Raw genomic sequence first — 19,431 nt, forward strand, 5'->3', positions numbered from 1 at the left:
AAAGCATGGAGTTTTTTCCATGCTTTTTATTATTCTGTATCTGGAATAAACAAAAATTTCCAATTGAATTTTCCTACGATATGAAAGATTAATTCAGCTAATGCTATAGCTGATATTAAATCCATGATAACATGTTGTTTAACAAAAAGAGTAGAAATGATTATCGTAATAGAAGTAATGTAAACAAATAATTTGGTAAATTTATTACAATTACTTTGAAAGTTTATGCCTTTAATCATTAAATAGCAAGTAAGAACATGAATGCTTGGAAAACAATTAAAGGGTTTATCAAATCTATATATTAACTTTGTTAATTGTATAAATATGTCATTACCATACAAATGAGGTCTTGGTACTGTAGTTTGAAATAAAAAGTAAGTTATATAGCATATAATCAAACCTATATTTAAACTTATGAGAGTTCTATAATAAGTATTTAAATTTTTTAAACATAAATATAGAAAAATAATAAATATATAAGGATACCACATTATATAAGGAATTATAAATTCCTTCATAAAGGGTATGTTTTTATCTATTTCTGTAACAAGACTAAATGACCCCCTTTCACTATTATTTAGTAATCCGTAAAATATATTTATTATAGGGATAGATAATAATGCTAATAAGTGAATGGAGTTATTTTTTATTCTTTCCATTTTTACCTCCTAAGTTTATTATGTCATTATATTATCATAATAATGCATAATTCTTAAAGTTTTTTATCAAAATTCTTAAATTAATCTTAAATATTCATATAATATTTTTTTGAAATTATTGTATAAATTTTATCAATAATTCATATATCTTTAAATGTATGTTTTAAGAAAAGAATTAAAGGTTTGAAAACTAGAAAACTTTTGAAAATTTTGTTAAAATATATATTAAGTGAGTAATTACTATAAAGGTGGTGGGGTATAATGAAAAAAGAGGAAATAGTAGCAATGATATTAGCTGGTGGACAAGGAACTAGATTAGGAACACTTACAAAAGAAAATGCTAAGCCAGCAGTTCCCTTTGGTGGAAAGTATAGAATTATAGACTTTACACTAAGCAATTGTTCAAACTCAGGAATAAGTACTGTAGGAATTCTTACACAGTATCAACCCTTGAGCTTGAATTCTCATATAGGAATAGGAGTTCCATGGGATTTAGACAGGACTAATGGAGGAGTAACATTATTGCCACCATATCAGACAAAGGACGGGGGGGATTGGTATAAAGGAACAGCTAATGCAATCTATCAAAATATAAATTTTATAGATGAATATGACCCAGAATATGTTTTGGTATTATCCGGAGATCATATTTATAAGATGGATTATTCAAATATGTTGGAATATCATAAAGAGAAAAATGCAGATGTAACTATTGCTGTAATAGAAGTTCCTTTGGAAGAGGCAAGTAGGTTTGGAATAATGAATGCTAAAGAAGATGGACGAATCTATGAGTTTGAAGAAAAGCCTAAACAACCTAAAAGCAATTTAGCTTCCATGGGAATTTATATATTTAATTGGAAATTATTAAAAGAGTTTTTAAAAAATGACGAAAATGATATTAATTCTAATAATGACTTTGGCAAGAATATAATTCCTAATATGTTAAATAGTAATAAGAAATTATATGCATATTCTTTTAAAGGATATTGGAAGGATGTTGGGACTATAGAAAGTTATTGGGAAGCCAATATGGATCTTATCAATGATGCTGTAGATTTAGACCTATATGGGGATTGGAAAATTTATTCTGTTAATCCTGTGAGACCTCCTCAGTATGTAAGTGAAGAAGCAGTTATTAATAATTCATTAATAACTGAGGGGTGTACAATACATGGAGAAGTAACTAATTCAGTTATTTTTGCGGGGGTTTTCATAGGCAAGAATGTGAGGGTAAAGGATTCAGTAATAATGTCAAATTGTACAATAGAAGATAATGCTGTTATAACAAAAGCCATAGTAGGAGATGGTGTAATAATAAGCAATAACACAGTAGTTGGCAATGAAAATAGTATAACTGTAATTAGTAAAGGAGAAAAAATACTATAGAGAGGATGAATCCTATGTTAAAAGAGTATATGGGAGTTTTAAGTTTATATGAAGAAGAAAGTAATATAAGACCTCTTACGTTGGGGAGGCCACTAGCTTCTATACCCATAGGGGGGAGATATAGAATTATAGATTTTATACTTTCTAATATGGTTAATTCAGGCATAACAAACGTAGGGGTTTTTGGTAAAACAAAATCAAGATCTTTATTAGACCATTTAGGTTCAGGAAAACCTTGGGATTTAGATAGAAAAATAAATGGTTTATTTATTTTTAATTTTGGACATATGGCATCTTGTGATGGAAACTTAGAATGTTTAATAAATAATATGGAATATTTTTCAAGAAGCAAACAGAAATATGTTATAATGGCTTCTTCAAGTATGATTTGTAACATAAATTTTAAGGAAGCAGCTAAATGCCATGAGGAATCACAAAAAGATATTACTTTAATATATAAATCTGTTCATGATGGAAAAAATAATTTTCTTGGATGTCATACAATTAATATTGGTGAAAATAATAAAGTGTTGAGTATTGGGAAAAACATAGGTAAAGAAGATAAAATAAATGTATTTATGGAAATGTTTATTATGAAAAAGGAATTTCTGATAAAATTAATAACTAAATGCTTACAAACTGGATGTGAAAAAAGTATCAAAGATTATATAGAAAACAATATTAAATTATTAAATACAAATGTTTATAAGTTTAATGGATATTTAAATTGTGTAAATTCAATAAATTCTTATTTTAAAGCTAATATGAATATGCTAAATGAAAATATAAGAAAAGAATTGTTTTATGAGAATGGACTCATTTATACAAAAGTAAAAGATGAACCACCAACAAAATATGGGGAATGTTCAAGCATCCATAATTCTTTAATAGCAAATGGTTGTTTAATTAATGGAACAGTAAAAAATAGTATCATAGGAAGAAGAGTAAAAATAGGAAAAGGATCTGTATTAGAAAATTGTATAATAATGCAGGGAAGTAAAATAGAAGAAAATGTTATTTTAAAAAATGTTATTATAGATAAAAATAATATTATACAAAAGGGAAAAGAATTGAAAGGTGATAGTGAATTTCCAGTAGTTATAGAAAAAAGCATATTAGGTTAGGAGGTATTAAAAATGAAAGTACTTTTTGTAGCCTCTGAAGTAGATCCATTTATGAAAACAGGTGGTTTAGCAGATGTAGCATATGCTTTACCAAAAGCTTTAAGAAAACTTGGAATAGATATTCGAGTAATGATGCCAAATTATGAAAGTATCCCTCAAAAATATAAGGATAGAATGAGTAAAATTTCTAGTTTTTCTATACCGGTTGGATGGAGAAATCAATATGGAGGATTATTATATTTAGAGGAGGATGGCATCCCATTTTATTTTTTAGATAATGAATATTATTTTAAAAGAAGTGATGGAGCTTATGGATATTATGATGATGGGGAAAGATTTGTTTATTTTTCAAGAGGTGTAGTAGAGAGCATTAAGTTCATGGGAGATTTTAAGCCGGATATAGTTCATTGCAATGATTGGCATACTGCAATTATTCCATTATTGATTAAAGAACAATATAAAGGGAACCATATTTTTAGCAATATAAAAACTTTATTTACTATACACAATCTTCAGTATCAGGGAATATTTAACAAGGAAATACTTGTAGAGTTATTAGGATTAGGAGATAATTACTTTTCTGAATCTAGTTTAAAGTACTATGATAAAATTTCTTTTATGAAAGGTGGAATAATATATTCTGATATAGTAACTACAGTGAGTAAAACTTATAGTGAGGAAATACGAACGCAAAATTATGGTGAAGGACTTCACGGACTTTTAAATGAAATAAGTTACAAATTATATGGAATTATAAATGGAATAGACTATGATTTGTTTAATCCTAGATATGATAAGGACTTATATTTTAATTTTGATGAAAATAATATAGAAGATAAATGGAAAAATAAACTGGAATTACAAAAATCATTAGGGTTGTCTGTTGATATGAATATACCTATGATAGGCATAGTATCTAGATTAGCAAGCCAAAAAGGTATGGATTTAATATGCTATGTAATGGAAGAGATAATGAAGTTAAATGTACAGTTAGTAGTATTAGGAACAGGGGAGAATAAATTTGAAGAGGCTTTTAGATATTATGCTCAAATTTATCCTCAGAAAGTTTCTAGTAATATCTTTTTTAGTAATGAATTAGCTAAGAAAATATATGGATCTTCAGATATGTTCTTGATGCCATCTCAATTTGAACCTTGCGGAATAGGACAGCTTATTGCTATGAGATATGGAAGCTTGCCTATAGTGAGAGAAACAGGTGGATTAAAAGATACAGTGAATTCTTATAATGAATTTTCTGGAGAAGGAAATGGATTTTCTTTTACTAATTATAATGCACATGATATGTTATATACTATAAAAAGAGCCCTAAATTTTTATTATAATAAAGGTGTTTGGAATAATTTGATGATAAATTCCATGAAAATAGATAATAGTTGGAATAAATCTGCTAATGAATATATACAAATATACGATAAATTATTATGGGATATGTAAATTTTAGATTAATTTAAACTAAGGAGATATTAAATTGAAAATATTAATATATGATAATTTAGAAGAAAAATTTATTAATAGTATTAGACAAAATGGAGAAAATGAAGTTATTACGCTAAGTAAAGGTGCTTTTGAAAAAGGGGATAAAGAATTAGAAGACGCTGATATATTAATAGGTTGGGGAGATACTAGAGATTTTACAGAAGAAAGAATTAAAAAAACAAAAAGATTAAAATGGATACATGTGTTAGCTGCTGGAGTAGATAGATTACCATTTGAATATATAAAGGGAAGAAATATAAAGGTGACTAATTCCAGAGGGATTCATGCAATACCTATATCAGAGTATGTTTTTGCTACACTTCTATTTTTGACAAAGAGCTTAAATATTCTATACAAACAGCAGATGAATAAATTCTGGATGGAACAACCAATAGAAGAGCTTTCAGGAAAGACCATGGTTATAATAGGCTTAGGGAAAATAGGTAAAGAAATTGCTAGGAAAGCTAAAGTATTTGATATGAAAGTTTTAGGCATAAAAAATAATCCTACTTCTGTAGAATATGTAGATGAAGTGTATTCTATAGATAGTCTAAAGGAAGTATTGGGTCAGTCACAAATAGTTGTTGTAGCTTTGCCTTTAACAAGGGAAACCGCAGGATTGTTTAATTTAGAAGTATTTAAGTCTATGAGAAAAGATGCTTATTTTATTAATATAGGAAGAGGTAAACTAGTAGATGAAAAAGCTTTAATTCAATCTCTGAAAGAGGGAATAATAAAAGCAGCTTCATTAGATGTATTTGATAAAGAACCTTTACCTCAAAATAGTCCACTTTGGGAAATGAATAATGTTATAATTACTCCACATCAAGCAGGGCATTCTGCGCTTTATATGGAAAGAGCAATAGATATTTTTATAAATAATTTAAAACGAATGGCAAATAATGAACGATTGGTGAATTTAGTAGATTTAGATAAACAATATTAGTAAATACAATTAAAAGGTAGGAGATATATTGTGATTATAGGCACAGGGAAAATATATTTAAGAGCTAGTTGGGCACATTCATTAAAGGAAAAAAGAATGATAGTTCAAAGTTTAACTACAAAAGTAAGAAATAAGTTTAATGTATCTATTGTAGAAATTGAAAATCAGGATATACATCAATCTATAGTTCTTGGGATAGCCTGTGTTAGCAATAGTACAAGACACGCTAATAGTGTCATACAAAATGTAATAGATTATATAGAAAATAATACAGATGCTGTTTCAGAAAATGTAAGTATTGAAATACTATAAAAAGCAGTGAATATATCACTGCTTTTTATAAGTAATTTATGTGAAATTTTAATTAATATATTTACTTATGAATAAAATTCCCATATGATAAATATTAAAGACCATATAATTTGTGGAGGTAATAGTATATGACTGAATGGTATAGTAATAGCTGGAATGATATTGTGAAAAAATTAAATAGTAATATATATAGTGGACTGAGCGACAATAAAGTTGAAGAAATTCAAAGTTTATATGGTAAAAATATTATAGAAATTCCTAAAAGTAAAAATTTTATATCAATCTTTATTAGACAATTCGGTAGAATGTGGATAGTATTACTTTTAATTACTTTAGGTATATTTTTCTATGTTGGAGATGTGAAAGCTTTTACTGTTTTGCTTTTTATTTTATTTTTAAATTTATTTTTTTTAACAAATTCCCAATATAAAGAAGAAAAAAATTTAATGGAACTTCAAAAGTTAGAATCTAAATATACTATTGTAATAAGAAACAGAAAAGAAGTGAAAATTTTATCTGAGGATTTAGTAGTAGGAGATATAGTTGTATTAAATAAAGGAGATATAGTTCCTGCAGATTTAAGAATAATTGAAAGCAATTCATTAAAAGTTAAAGAAGGTGCAGTTACAGGAGAAGGATATACTGTAGAAAAGTATTCTACTAAAATTGAGGATAATGAAATTTCTTTAAGTGAAATGAAAAATTTGTTATTTAAGTCTTCTGTAATAATGGACGGCAATGCTACTGCTATAGCAATAGCAACAGGAATGAATACTCAAATAGCCAATATATTGAGTATGCTTTTTGAAGAAAAAACGGAGAAACATCTTTTAGAAAGTAAATTGCAAAAATTAATGAATAGTTTAAGTGTTATAGCTATTATAGCTACATCAGTCTTTACTATTTTTAATATTGTTTCAAAGGAAAAGCTAAATTACATATTATATAATTTAGGGTGTTTGCTAATAGCTTTTATACCTGAAAACATATTTCTTATATTGGTTATAATAGGGTACATACTTTTAAAGTATTTTAGAAAAAAAGGAGTATACTTTAAAAATTTATCTGTAATACAGAATTTATCACAGATTTCTTTAATATGTGATGATAAAGTTGGAGTAATTTCAGAGAATACTATGGATATAGATAAGCTATATGCAAATGAAAATATAATAGAAAGCTCACAGGTAACATTAGATGAAGAAAATGAAAATAATCATATTATAGAGAGAATGGTACAAATAGGATTATTATGTAATGACACTAAAGTAATAAATGGAGATTTTATTAATAATAAAAATGATTTAGTAGAAATAGGTATTTCAAAATTTGCCTTTGATGTTGGAATGAGTAAAGAAAGAATAGAAGTAGGACAAGAAAGAATTTTTCAAATTCCATTTGATAGAGAAAGAAGAATTATGACTACTATTAATAAAGTAGAAGATAATTATAGAGCTAATGTAAAAGGTGCAGTAGATGTGCTATTAAATAAATGTACTCATATAGTAAAAAGTGGTATAGAGAAAGAAATAACAGAAGAAGACATAAAGAAAATTAAAAACGCAGATATAATTATGTCTAAAGAAGGATTGTCTTCAATAGCTTTTGCTTATAGAAGTTTTAATTATGAGCCAAGCCTTAAAGAAAATATAGAAAGTAATCTAGTTTTTGTTGGATTAATGGCATTTAAAAATCCTTTGAAAGCTAATGCTGATAATTTAATTAAAAATTGTAGAGCTATGCATATAAAACCAATAATAATTACAGAAGATAATAAAATAGCTGCAGAAGCTTTTGGTAGGAATATAAGCATGGTTGGAAAAAATAAGAAAATATTATCTGGTGTAGAAATAGATAATATGCCAGAAGAAGATTTTGAAAAGATTGTAGAAAACATAGGTGTATTTTCTAGGATAGGAGCTAAACAAAAAGTTAAAATTGCTAAATTTTATAAGGAACACAAGCATAAAATCTTAATGTCTGGAGCTAGAATTACAGATCTACCTTATTTAAGAATTGCCAATGTTGGTATTTCTACAGGTAATAGTAATATAGTGAAAAAATTATCGGATATTATATTAATAGAAAGAAGCTTTAGCAATACGCTAAATATAATAGAGCTTTCTAGAAAATTTATAAATAGCATAAAGAAGGTTATTATATATATACTTGTTTCTAGTTTTTGTGAATTCATTTATGTTGCATTAACTAATTTATTTGGATATAAATATTCTTTAATGTCTTTAAATATGCTATGGATAAATAGTTTTACTGTTATGTTAGCTTCCATTGCTATAATGTTGGATTATAAAAATGAAAATATTGATTATAGACCAGATATAATAGATGATTATATATTAAAAGATAATATTGGGAGTATAGTTTTAAAATCTGCCTTTGTAGCTTTAACAGCATTTATAGCTCTAAAGTTAAATACAGACTTAAACTTAGAAATTAAAAGTACAATATCATTATTCATATTGAATATAAGTTTAATAATTTATTCTCTTGTTTATTCTGAAGGATATTTTTTTAAGAATAAAGTTTCAAATGTAATTACAGTAGTTAATATATTGTTTCAAATAATTCCTATTATAATTATAAATAAAATTAATGTATTTAGTCTATTTAATATAAATTTATGGAAAATGCCAATAATAATGGTATTTGTGTATATTGCTATAATTATCTTTGGGAAAATTATTCATAAACAAGAGCAATATGAATAAATTTAAATAGTAAAGTATAAAAAGAAATATTTTGCAGTTTAAACCTCCAAGTTATTGGACAAAATAGTAACATGGAGGTGTATTTTCTATGGTTGAAAGTGTATTTGAAACAATAATAATGGGGAGTAATACAATATTTCTAGATATACCAGAAGAGCAATACCTTTTAAAATATACTTCTTTATCATTAGACTCTGCTCAAAATTTAGCTGATTATTATTTCAAATATAGAGGAAGAGATGTTATGCCAGAAGTAAAAGACATAGATTTGAATTCAGATATCCACAGGGTGAAAATAACAGTGGAGTTAAATGAACCTAAAAGGGCATAAAATTTAAAGGTTTTTAAAAACATATTATGAATATAAATAAGCCACTTGTATTTTATGCACTTTCTTTTTTTATAGGTTCTCTTTCCTCTCTTATTTTCAGAAATAGCCTAATAATAGGTGCAGTTGTAGCTGCATCTTTTTTATATGTAATTTATTTTACAAATACAAAAATGTTTACATTAATAAATGCTACTTTTGTATTATGTGGAATTATAAGTTTTAATATGTATTTTTATTTTTTGCCAAGTAATTGTGAAAAAATAAGAGTAGTAGAAGTAAAAAGGTATTGCACAATAGGAAAACTAAAGGGAAGAAATATATTATTAAAGGGAAATACAAAAAATTTAAAAGAAGGCAGAAAAATAAAAGCTAAAGGCAAATTCCAAAAAAACATAATTTATGATAAGGGTATAATAGGGAATTATTTTATAGATGAATATGAAAATTGTAATGAAGACTTTATATATAATTGTTATTGTTTAAAAGAAAGAATTAAATATGAGTTTTCTAAAAGATTAGATGATAATAAAAAAGCCTTAGTTATGTCATTGTGTTTTGGAGATACTAGCTTATTAACTATAGAAGAAAAAAATAAATTTCAAAAATTAGGAGTAATACATGCAGTAAGTGTATCGGGATTTCATTTATCTATAGTATATAAAATATTAGAAATACTAGGAGGGGTGAAATTAGGTATAATACTATCTTTTTTATATGTAGTATTTACTGGCTTAAGATACTCTACTTTAAGAGCCTTTATAATGATAGTAATTTTAAAGTTTTCTAAAATAGTATATAAAAATTATGATAGTATATCTGCTATTTCATTAGCTTTTTTATTAATTTTATTTATAAAGCCCTATTCTTTTATGGAAATAGGATTTATGTTATCTTTTCTTTCAACATTAGGAATTATATTATATTATAATAAAATAAGAAAGAAATTATATTACCTTCCTAGTAAAATAAACGATTCTTTAAGTATTACTTTAAGTGCTCAAATATTTACATTACCTTATATAGCTTTTACTTTAGAGGATTTTAGTCTTGGGTTTATAATTGGTAATTTATTTTTACTTCCTTTATATAGTGTAGTAATAATAGTAGGGAATTTTGCATTATTAGCTATTAATTTTAAATTTTTATTTAGTGTAATTAATATATTATTATACAATTTAACTATAGGAATAGAAGGAGCTAATTATATTTTATTAAAAATATGTCCACCTATGATCAATTTAGGTGGGAAAGAAGGAATATGTTTAATAATCATATATTTTAGTTATGTAATGATTAAGTATGGGAAAAAACAATTTAAGTATTTACCTGTAATGGCTGTAACAACTTTATTTATTAGTTATTATACTATATTTCCTGAGATATATATTATAAATGATGAGAAAATGAGCTCAGCAATTATAAAGTATAATATAAATTGTTTAATGATATGCAATTATGATTTAGAAAAAGGAAAAGATGTTATTAAGCTAAAAGAAAAGTATAATGTTAATAAAATTATTACTAATAAAGAAGATAGTATTGTAATTACAACTAATAATTCAGTAGTGAAAATTATAGATGATGATAGAAAAATAAATAGTATAGCAGTAAAAAATATTAAAGGAAAATATATATACTATGATATAATTGATAGAAGCCAAAATAAAGAGATATTATATAAAATTATATTTGGCAAAGTTTATAAGAAAGATTTTAGTTTAAATGGAGGTGAACACCACTTATTTAAGTGGAATTTATGATAAATTTAACTCAGTATGAAGAAAAATTAAAGAAAAATAATATAGATAATTGTTATATATTTTGTGGTATAGATGAAGAGTTAATAAAAGAAAATATTAAAAATTTATTAGAAACAGTGTTAAATAAAGATTTTATAGACTTAAACTATGTTAAAATTGATGGAAATACTTTAGATAGTTTTGATAAAGTTATAAATGCTTGTGAAACTCTTCCTTTTATGAGTGATAAAAAGGTTGTGTTAGTATATAGATCAAACTTTTTAGATGAAGGGGAAGATAACAATAAGAAAAAATTATTTAATGAATTAAAAGAATATGTAAAATCTGTTCCTGAATCCTGTATATTGATATTTTATTATATATTCAAAAATAAAAGAGAAAAGCCTAGTAAAAAAATATATGCATTAGACAGTAAGTGCACAGTGATAAAAGCAGATAAGATTTATGGAAAAGCACTTGAAATGAAGGTTAAAAGCATATTTGATAAGAAAGATAAAAACATTGGAAATGTAGAGTTAAAATTGTTTTGTTCTAATATACCTAATGATATGGGTATATTAGAAAATGAAGTGGAAAAACTATGTTGTTATACTATAGATAGAGACATAAAAAGAGAAGATATATATGCTATGTATCCTAAAAAGAATGATGACGATATATTTGATTTAGTAGATTTTATAGGAGATAAAAAAGTTAAAGATGCGTTAAAAGTTCTAAATGAGCTTATATATAAAGGTGAAGATATACCAGTAATAATATATATGATAGAGAGACAATTTAAATTACTTTATAATATAAAACAGTATATTGAAGATGGTAAAGATAAAAATTTTATAGCATCTAAAATTAAACTACCTAATTTTATAATTGAAAGATTAATTAGACAAAGTAAGAAATTTACACTAAAGCAGATAAAGGGAGCTTTATACATATGTTTAAATGTAGAGGAGAAGATAAAAAGTTCTTCTTTAGATAAAAAAACTGAAATGGAATTATTAATTATAGAAACTATAACAGCATAAATTTAACAAAATAAATAACCGGTTATAAAAAACCGGTTTATTTATTAAGCATTTAAAGCAGTTAATTTTGCAGCTAATCTTGATTTAGTTCTAGCAGCCTTATTTTTATGTATTACTCCCTTTGAAGCAGCCATATCTAATGCTTTAGCAGTTGCTTTAAATTCAACTTTTGCTTCTTCAGCGTTTCCAGTAGCAATAGCAGTTAAAAACTTCTTTATGTTAGTTTTTAAAGCTGATTTTACTATTCTGTTTCTTAAAGTTTTAGTTTCAATAACCTTTATTCTCTTTTGAGCTGATTTTATATTTGCCATTTTTTCACCCCCTTGTATTTTTATAGGGTCTCAGCAGCTTTGGGGAAATCTGCATATGAGTCTAAATTATTAACAAAGGTTATTATATCATTAATTTTAGAGTACTTCAAGTAGAATTTACCTCTAATTTAATAAGAATATGAATAATATTATTGGAAAAACTATAATTAAAATACATGTGGAAAGGAAGAGGCCATATGGTAAGTGTAAGAACTGATTTAGCGGTAGAAGCTAAGGAACTTTATGAAGAAAAAAGTAGCGGGAAAATTCCTGGAGTGGAGGTAGAAGAATATAGAGAAGGATTTATAAAAGTTACTAATGTTAAAATCGTAAGCGAAGAGGGAGAAAGGGTGATGAATAAGCCTAAAGGAAGCTATATTACTATAGATATTCCTGAAATAAGCGGATATGATAAGGATACTATGGAGGAAGTAAGTGAAGTTTTAGCAAAGGTATTAAGCCCTCTTGTAAAATTAGAGGATAGTATGACGGCTTTAGTAGTTGGCTTAGGAAACTGGAATGTTACTCCAGATGCTTTAGGACCTAAGGTGGTAGAAGGTTTAATGATAACAAGACATTTAAAAGAATTAATTCCTAATGAAATTGATGAAGGAATAAGACCAGTATGTGCTATTGCACCAGGAGTATTAGGATTAACAGGTATTGAAACTGGAGAAATAATAAAGGCAGTTTCAAATAAAATAAAACCTAATTTAATAATATGTATAGATGCTCTTGCATCAAGAAAGTTAGATAGAATTAATAGAACAATTCAAATAGGAAATACAGGAATATCTCCAGGATCAGGGGTAGGAAATAAAAGGATGGAGATAAGTGAAAGAACATTAGGTATTCCGGTTATTGCTATTGGAGTGCCTACTGTGGTGGATGCTGCAACTGTAGCAAATGATACTATAGACATGGTTATAGATGCTATGATAAATCAAGCCACTGAAGGAAGTAAGTTTTATAATATGTTAAAAGATTTAAATAGGGATGAAAAGCAAAGGATGATAGAGGAAGTCTTAAATCCTTATGTAGGCAATCTTATGGTTACGCCTAAAGAAGTGGATAGTGTAATAGATTCTATATCAAAAGTAATATCTACAGGAATAAATATAGCACTTCAGCCAGCATTAGACTTAAATCAAATAAATAATTATATAAGTTAAATAAGGTATATATAAAGTCCTCTTCTCATATAATGATTAACATATAAAATTATCTTACATATGAGAGGGGGACCATAAATTTGCAAGAACAAAAAGAAAAGAAAATAAACTACTTAAAAAGTAAAAATAAACAAGATAATAAAAATAAAATTATATTTTTTATTTTAACTATCTCATTAGTACTTTTTGTAATATTACCTTTTGTCGTTAAAGCAAATACTAAAAATGAAAGTACAAGAGAAAATATGTTTTATGTACAAGTTTTAAACTCTGGAATGCCAATAATTGAATCAACGGTTTTTAATGAAGAAGATATGGCAGAAACAGATTTTTCATTTAAAGATGGAGTTTTTAAAATATTTCACGTAAATATATCTAATCCAATATCATTAATAGGAAAAGAAATATCTTGTATGAATATAGAAAATGGAATTGAAGATAGTTTTAAAGATAAGCCGGTAGATATAACATTTGACCCTTTTAAACTTAATGATAAATCTATAAATATAGATAACAATAATGAAAGTACAGATTTACCTAATAAAACTGTAAAATTATATGATCCAGAATTAAAGAAAGAATTAAATAAGTCAAAACCAGAAGTATTTATATATCATACCCATACCACTGAAAGTTATAAACCGGAGGATAAATGTAGTTTAGATGAAACTAAAAATGTTTGTGCTGTAGGTGATGTATTAGCTAATGAACTTGAAAAAAATTATGGAATAGGAGTTATACATGATAAAACAGTTCATGATGCAGCGGCATATACTCAAAGCTATGAAAGATCATCCGTAACAGTGGATAAACATTTGAAAAAATATAAGAGTTTTAAACTTGTAATTGATTTACATAGAGATGCAGTTGATAATAGAAAAGCTGTAACTACAAAAATGAATGGGGAAGATGTAGCAAAGTTTATGTTTGTAATGGCAAGAAAGAATCCTCATTATAAGAATAATTTAGATGTAGTAAATAAACTTGTGAGTATATCAAACAAGTTGTATCCAGATTTTTGTAGAGGAATTTTTTATTATAACTATGGTACAAGGTATTTTAACCAAAACAAAAGTAATAACGCTGTACTCTTAGAAGTTGGAGCTAATTCAAACAATCTTCAAGATGCTAAAAATTCAGCTAAATATTTGGCCAGAATAATAGGAGAGTATATAAATGGTAAAAAATGAATAAAATCTAAATAAAAGGACACCCTTATAACAGTGAATAGTTAAGGATGAAGAGTGAATAATAAAGAATAAATTTTCTCCATTAAAATTAGAAAAATTTTAAAATTGAAATTTTTAAATATAGAATTGAGAATGAATAAAACTTTTATTGGCAGAAAAGTAGTATTTATTCTTTATTATTTCAAAAGACTGTTCTACACTCTTTATCATTAATTATTAGAAAGTAATTTTGGGGGTGTTTTTTTTGAATAAAAAAGGAATGAAGATTATATTGATAATTTTCGTATTAATTATAAGTTTTGGTTTTATTAAGGTAAGTAGTAATCTTCCTAGGTTTATAAAAAATAATTCTAAATTAAAAGTTTTTTTTACTGAAAAACCATTTAATTTAACTTTTGAAACAGATAGATATATATTATATATTAATGATAACGCTATTAATAATATAAAAGAAAATATATTTGAAACTTATACTAATATAAAAAATAGTATATCAATAGGTGGAGAGAATACGTCTAAAAGTATACAAAAAACTTTCGGTGATACATTTGATAGACTTAAAAAATTATATAAACACATAGGAGAAGGGGATAATAGGTAATTTAAAAAAATAATTGATATTGACATATCCCCTTTTACTTATGCTATAATTTATTTTGAATTATTCTACAATGGAGGTAAAATTCATGCAAAGCGAAAGACAAAAGCATATAAGAAATTTTTCAATTGTTGCGCATATAGATCACGGTAAATCCACACTTGCAGATAGATTATTAGAAAAGACGGGTACTTTAACTCAAAGAGAGATGGAAGAGCAAACTCTTGATACTATGGAGCTTGAGAAAGAAAGAGGCATAACAATAAAATCTCAGGCAGCTAGGCTTATATATAAAAGACCAAATGGAGAAGAATTTATATTAAATTTAATAGATACACCAGGACATGTAGATTTTAATTACGAAGTGTCAAGAAGTCTTGCAGCTTGTGAAGGGGCAATACTAGTTGTAGATGCTACTCAAGGAATACAAGCACAAACTTTGGCAAACTGTTATCTTGCCTTAGATCATGATTTGGAAATAGTTCCTGTTATAAATAAAATAGATCTTCCAAGTGCAAGACCAGAGGAAATAAAACAAGAGATAGAAGATGTAATAGGAATAGAAGCTGCAGATGCACCATTAGTTTCAGCTAAAACTGGATTGAATATAGAAGATGTTTTAGAATCAGTGGTAGAAAAAGTTCCAGCACCAGAAGGTGATGAAGAAGCACCACTTAAAGCACTAATATTTGATTCATATTATGATAGCTATAAAGGTGTAGTTTCATATGTGAGAGTGAAAGAGGGAACTGTAAAATCTGGCACAAAAATAAAGCTTATGGCTACAGGTAAAGTTTATGAAGTTACAGAAGTAGGGGTATTTGTGCCTCAGTATATGAAAGTAGATGAACTTAGAGCTGGAGATGTTGGGTATATTACGGCTTCAATTAAAAATGTTAGAGATGCTCGAGTAGGAGATACAATAACAGAAGCTAATAGACCAGCAAATAAACCTCTTTCAGGATATAGACCGGCAGTGCCTATGGTGTTTAGCGGTATATATCCAGTAGATGGAGCAAAGTATGAAGAACTAAAAGAAGCACTAGAAAAATTGCAGATAAATGATGCTGCACTTTCTTTTGAGCCTGAAACATCTATAGCATTAGGGTTTGGATTTAGATGTGGATTCTTAGGACTTTTGCATATGGATATAATTCAAGAAAGAATTGAAAGAGAGTTTAATTTAGATATTATTACTACAGCCCCATCCGTTATTTATAAAATAGCAAAAACAGATGGTACTATATTAGAAATTACTAATCCAACTAATTTACCAGATACAACAGAAATAGATTATATGGAAGAACCAGTGGTAAAGGCTTCGATTATTACGCCTTCCGATTATGTAGGAACTATTATGGATCTCTGCCAAAATAGAAGAGGAACTTTTAAAGATATGCAATATATTGAAACTACTAGAGTAGTTTTAAATTATGACATACCTTTAAATGAAATTATATATGATTTCTTTGATGCATTAAAATCAAGAAGTAGAGGATATGCTTCTTTAGATTATGAACTTAAAGGATATCAAACAACTAAGCTTGTAAAACTTGATATAATATTAAATGGAGATGTGGTTGATGCTCTATCTATGATAGTACCTGATGAGAGAGCTTATGCTAGAGGAAGAAGTATGGCAGAAAAGCTAAAGGAAATTATTCCAAGGCAGATGTTTGAAATACCTATACAGGCAGCTATAGGCTCAAAAATAATAGCAAGGGAAACAATAAAAGCCCTTAGAAAAGACGTTTTAGCAAAATGTTATGGTGGAGATATATCAAGAAAGAGAAAACTGTTAGAGAAACAAAAAGAAGGAAAAAAGAGAATGAGACAGATAGGTTCTGTAGAAATTCCACAGGAAGCATTTATGGCTGTGCTTAAGACAGAAGAATAATATTAAAGTGAAGAGTGAAGAGGATGAAAAAACCTCTTTTACTCTTCTTTTTTCAAGGTAGAATAACAGTAGTCACAATTTTTTTAGTGGGGTGAAGCCATGTATATTGAAGATGAAGAAGTTGGTTTATATATTCATATACCTTTTTGTAAACAAAAATGCTTATATTGTGATTTCCCTTCTTTTTCAGGAAAAGAGAATCTTATGTTAGAATATTCTAAGGCTTTGGCAAAAGAAATAGGAAGAAATTCTAATAAAAAGATAAAGACCATATTTATAGGAGGAGGTACTCCTACATATTTAAATTTAGATGCTTTAAATATTTTAAAGAAAGCTATTAAAGGTTTAGATAAGGATGAAAATATTGAATTCACAGTAGAAATGAATCCTGGAACTGTAAATGATGAAAAATTAAAAATTTTAAAAGAAATGGGGGTAAATAGATTAAGTATAGGATTGCAAGCATGGCAAGATGAATTATTAAAAAAACTAGGAAGAGTGCATAAATTAGATGATTTTTTACAAGTATATAATGAAGCTAGAAATTTAGGATTTAGTAATATAAACATAGATATAATGTTTGGTTTACCTGATCAAACTTTAAAAGATTGGGAAGAAACATTACAAAATGTTTCTATGTTAAATCCAGAACACATATCTTGCTATAGCTTAATAATAGAAGAGGGAACTAAGTTTTATAAGATGTACAATGATGACAAATTAAATATTCCTTCAGAAGAAGTAGAAAGAAATATGTATGCTTATGGAATAAAATTTTTAGAAAGTAAAGGATATATTCAGTATGAGATATCAAATTTTTGTAAACCAGAAAAACAATGTAGACATAATCTTATATATTGGGATTTACAACAATATGTAGGCTGTGGATCAGGAGCACATTCTTATATAAATGGGTTTAGATATAGAAATACTGATAATATAGAAAAATACATTATAGACATAAATAACAATATAAACATGAAGTTAGATTTACATAAAAATTCAGCTAAAGAACAGATGGAAGAGTTTATGTTTATGGGGCTTAGGAAGATAAAAGGAGTAAATTGTAAAGAATTTAAAAGAAGATTTAATAAAGAAATTACAGAAGTATATGGAGATGTAATAAATAAATATTTTAAAAATAATCTTTTGACAATAGATAAAGAAAATATATCTTTGTCTTCAAAAGGTATAGAAATTTCTAATAGCATAATGTGTGAATTTATATTAGATTAATTATAATAGAAATTCATAGTTATAATGAGAATTATTGAGAAAAACATGCAAAAGGTTATTTAAATAACATTAAATATAACAATATAATAATATTGAGATATATTTAAATTTGACAAATATAAAATAGAATGATATTTTTTAATCATAGTAGTTAGCACTCACTTATGTTGAGTGCTAATAAATGAGGTGATTATATGGAAATGGATGAGAGAAAAATAAAAATACTTCAGGCTATAATACATGATTATATTGATACAGCTGAGCCTGTTGGTTCCAGGACCATAGCAAAAAAGTATGATTTAGGTATAAGTTCTGCTACTATAAGAAATGAAATGGCAGACTTAGAAGAAATGGGGTATATTGAACAATTACACACTTCTTCAGGAAGAAAACCATCAGATAAAGGGTATAGGCTGTATGTAGATAAGTTTATGCAATTGAGACAGCTATCACCTATGGAGGAGTATGTTATAAGAACTCATATACTAAAGTCTGCTTTATATGAAATGGATAAGGTAATAAAACAGGCAACAACTATTCTTGCAGAATTAACTGGACTTACTTCTATAGTTAAATCACCTTCAAGTAAAAATAGTTGTATAAAATCTATTCAGCTTATTAGTATTGATAGTAATAATATTTTATCTGTGATAATAGTCAATACAGGTATTATAAAAAATAATGTAATAAGATTAAAAAATCCAGTAAGTACAGATGTATTAGCAAAATTAAGTAACATTTTAAATGTTAGACTTAATAATCTAACTATTGAAGAAATAAACTTAGAAGTTATAAATGATTTGAAAAATGATCTCAAAGATTATGAAGATATATTTAATGCTATAATACCAGCTCTTTATGAAAGTTTAAATAGTATAGATACTTCGGATATATATTTGGAGGGAACTACCAATATATTTAACTATCCAGAGTACAATGATATTCAAAGAGCAAAGAGTTTTTTAGCTTTAATTGATAACAAAGATAAGATTAAAGATTTGATAAATAGTAATGATACTATAAATATAAAAATTGGAGAAGAAAACTTTATAGAAGATGCTAAGGAATGTACTATTATATCATCAGTATATAGACTTAGAAATACACCTCTTGGAACAATAGGGGTTATTGGACCAACGAGGATGCCGTATTCTAAAGTTATATCTATATTAGATAAAATAGTTAAAGAAGTAAACAATATTTTAAATGAAGAATATAGGGATGAATTTTAATATTAAGTGCTTAATATTAAATGTGGTTT

General features: G+C 26.4%; 17 protein-coding genes. 15 read left to right on the forward strand and 2 right to left on the reverse strand.

What is annotated here, in order from left to right; all coding sequences use genetic code 11:
* Window positions 1-29 precede the first annotated feature (29 nt).
* Window positions 30-659 (reverse strand): phosphatase PAP2 family protein, encoded by a 630-nt coding sequence (locus J2Z24_RS01000; RefSeq protein ID WP_035144384.1) that lies wholly within the window; start codon window positions 657-659, stop codon window positions 30-32.
* A gap of 261 nt (window positions 660-920) precedes the next feature.
* On the opposite strand from J2Z24_RS01000, the gene J2Z24_RS01005 reads away from it, so the two are divergent.
* The 9 genes from J2Z24_RS01005 (at window position 921) to holA (ending at window position 11,766) form a co-directional block, all read left to right on the forward strand.
* The gene (locus tag J2Z24_RS01005) at window positions 921-2,045 is read left to right on the forward strand and encodes a glucose-1-phosphate adenylyltransferase (RefSeq protein ID WP_035144385.1); all 1,125 of its coding nucleotides are present in this window, start codon (window positions 921-923) and stop codon (window positions 2,043-2,045) included.
* 14 nt (window positions 2,046-2,059) lie between these two features.
* On the forward strand, window positions 2,060-3,169 hold the full coding sequence (glgD, locus tag J2Z24_RS01010) for a glucose-1-phosphate adenylyltransferase subunit GlgD (RefSeq protein WP_035144386.1): 1,110 nt from the start codon (window positions 2,060-2,062) through the stop codon (window positions 3,167-3,169).
* A gap of 12 nt (window positions 3,170-3,181) precedes the next feature.
* Window positions 3,182-4,624 carry a glycogen synthase GlgA gene (glgA, locus tag J2Z24_RS01015; protein ID WP_035144387.1) on the forward strand — a complete coding sequence of 481 codons (1,443 nt, stop codon included), beginning with the start codon at window positions 3,182-3,184 and terminating at the stop codon, window positions 4,622-4,624.
* A 34-nt stretch (window positions 4,625-4,658) separates the two neighbouring features.
* Window positions 4,659-5,612: a D-2-hydroxyacid dehydrogenase gene (locus J2Z24_RS01020; protein ID WP_035144388.1), complete on the forward strand. Its 954-nt coding sequence runs from the start codon at window positions 4,659-4,661 to the stop codon at window positions 5,610-5,612.
* 30 nt (window positions 5,613-5,642) lie between these two features.
* The gene (locus J2Z24_RS01025; RefSeq protein WP_035144389.1) at window positions 5,643-5,924 is read left to right on the forward strand and encodes a DUF503 domain-containing protein; all 282 of its coding nucleotides are present in this window, start codon (window positions 5,643-5,645) and stop codon (window positions 5,922-5,924) included.
* Window positions 5,925-6,052: 128 nt separating this feature from the next.
* A complete protein-coding gene (locus tag J2Z24_RS01030) occupies window positions 6,053-8,653 on the forward strand; it encodes a P-type ATPase actuator domain-containing protein (RefSeq protein ID WP_035144390.1) in 2,601 nt (866 codons plus the stop codon).
* Window positions 8,654-8,741: 88 nt separating this feature from the next.
* Window positions 8,742-8,984 carry a hypothetical protein gene (locus tag J2Z24_RS01035; RefSeq protein WP_035144391.1) on the forward strand — a complete coding sequence of 81 codons (243 nt, stop codon included), beginning with the start codon at window positions 8,742-8,744 and terminating at the stop codon, window positions 8,982-8,984.
* 26 nt (window positions 8,985-9,010) lie between these two features.
* Window positions 9,011-10,744: a ComEC/Rec2 family competence protein gene (locus J2Z24_RS01040; RefSeq protein WP_051593084.1), complete on the forward strand. Its 1,734-nt coding sequence runs from the start codon at window positions 9,011-9,013 to the stop codon at window positions 10,742-10,744.
* A complete protein-coding gene (gene holA, locus J2Z24_RS01045; RefSeq protein WP_035144392.1) occupies window positions 10,741-11,766 on the forward strand; it encodes a DNA polymerase III subunit delta in 1,026 nt (341 codons plus the stop codon). The genes J2Z24_RS01040 and holA overlap by 4 nt, the downstream gene beginning before the upstream one ends.
* Window positions 11,767-11,810: 44 nt before the next feature.
* Here the strand turns inward: holA and rpsT are convergent, their stop codons facing one another.
* Complete coding sequence (gene rpsT, locus J2Z24_RS01050) at window positions 11,811-12,077, reverse strand: 30S ribosomal protein S20 (RefSeq protein ID WP_035144393.1); 267 nt, start codon at window positions 12,075-12,077, stop codon at window positions 11,811-11,813.
* A 197-nt stretch (window positions 12,078-12,274) separates the two neighbouring features.
* Between rpsT and gpr the strand changes: the two genes are divergently transcribed.
* The 6 genes from gpr to hrcA all read left to right on the forward strand — a co-directional run bounded on the left by gpr (window position 12,275) and on the right by hrcA (window position 19,402).
* The gene (gene gpr / locus J2Z24_RS01055; protein ID WP_035144394.1) at window positions 12,275-13,249 is read left to right on the forward strand and encodes a GPR endopeptidase; all 975 of its coding nucleotides are present in this window, start codon (window positions 12,275-12,277) and stop codon (window positions 13,247-13,249) included.
* 104 nt (window positions 13,250-13,353) lie between these two features.
* Window positions 13,354-14,439 (forward strand): stage II sporulation protein P, encoded by a 1,086-nt coding sequence (locus J2Z24_RS01060; RefSeq protein WP_035144469.1) that lies wholly within the window; start codon window positions 13,354-13,356, stop codon window positions 14,437-14,439.
* A gap of 244 nt (window positions 14,440-14,683) precedes the next feature.
* Entirely contained in the window at window positions 14,684-15,040 is a 357-nt protein-coding gene (locus J2Z24_RS01065; RefSeq protein WP_051593085.1) for a hypothetical protein, read from the forward strand.
* An 85-nt stretch (window positions 15,041-15,125) separates the two neighbouring features.
* The gene (lepA, locus tag J2Z24_RS01070; protein ID WP_035144395.1) at window positions 15,126-16,934 is read left to right on the forward strand and encodes a translation elongation factor 4; all 1,809 of its coding nucleotides are present in this window, start codon (window positions 15,126-15,128) and stop codon (window positions 16,932-16,934) included.
* 99 nt (window positions 16,935-17,033) lie between these two features.
* Window positions 17,034-18,170: a radical SAM family heme chaperone HemW gene (gene hemW, locus J2Z24_RS01075; protein ID WP_035144396.1), complete on the forward strand. Its 1,137-nt coding sequence runs from the start codon at window positions 17,034-17,036 to the stop codon at window positions 18,168-18,170.
* Between the two features lie 194 nt (window positions 18,171-18,364).
* Complete coding sequence (hrcA, locus tag J2Z24_RS01080) at window positions 18,365-19,402, forward strand: heat-inducible transcriptional repressor HrcA (protein WP_035144397.1); 1,038 nt, start codon at window positions 18,365-18,367, stop codon at window positions 19,400-19,402.
* Window positions 19,403-19,431 lie beyond the last annotated feature (29 nt).

Origin of the sequence: Clostridium tetanomorphum (assembly GCF_017873215.1) — a bacterium.
GTDB lineage: Bacteria > Bacillota > Clostridia > Clostridiales > Clostridiaceae > Clostridium_AO > Clostridium_AO tetanomorphum.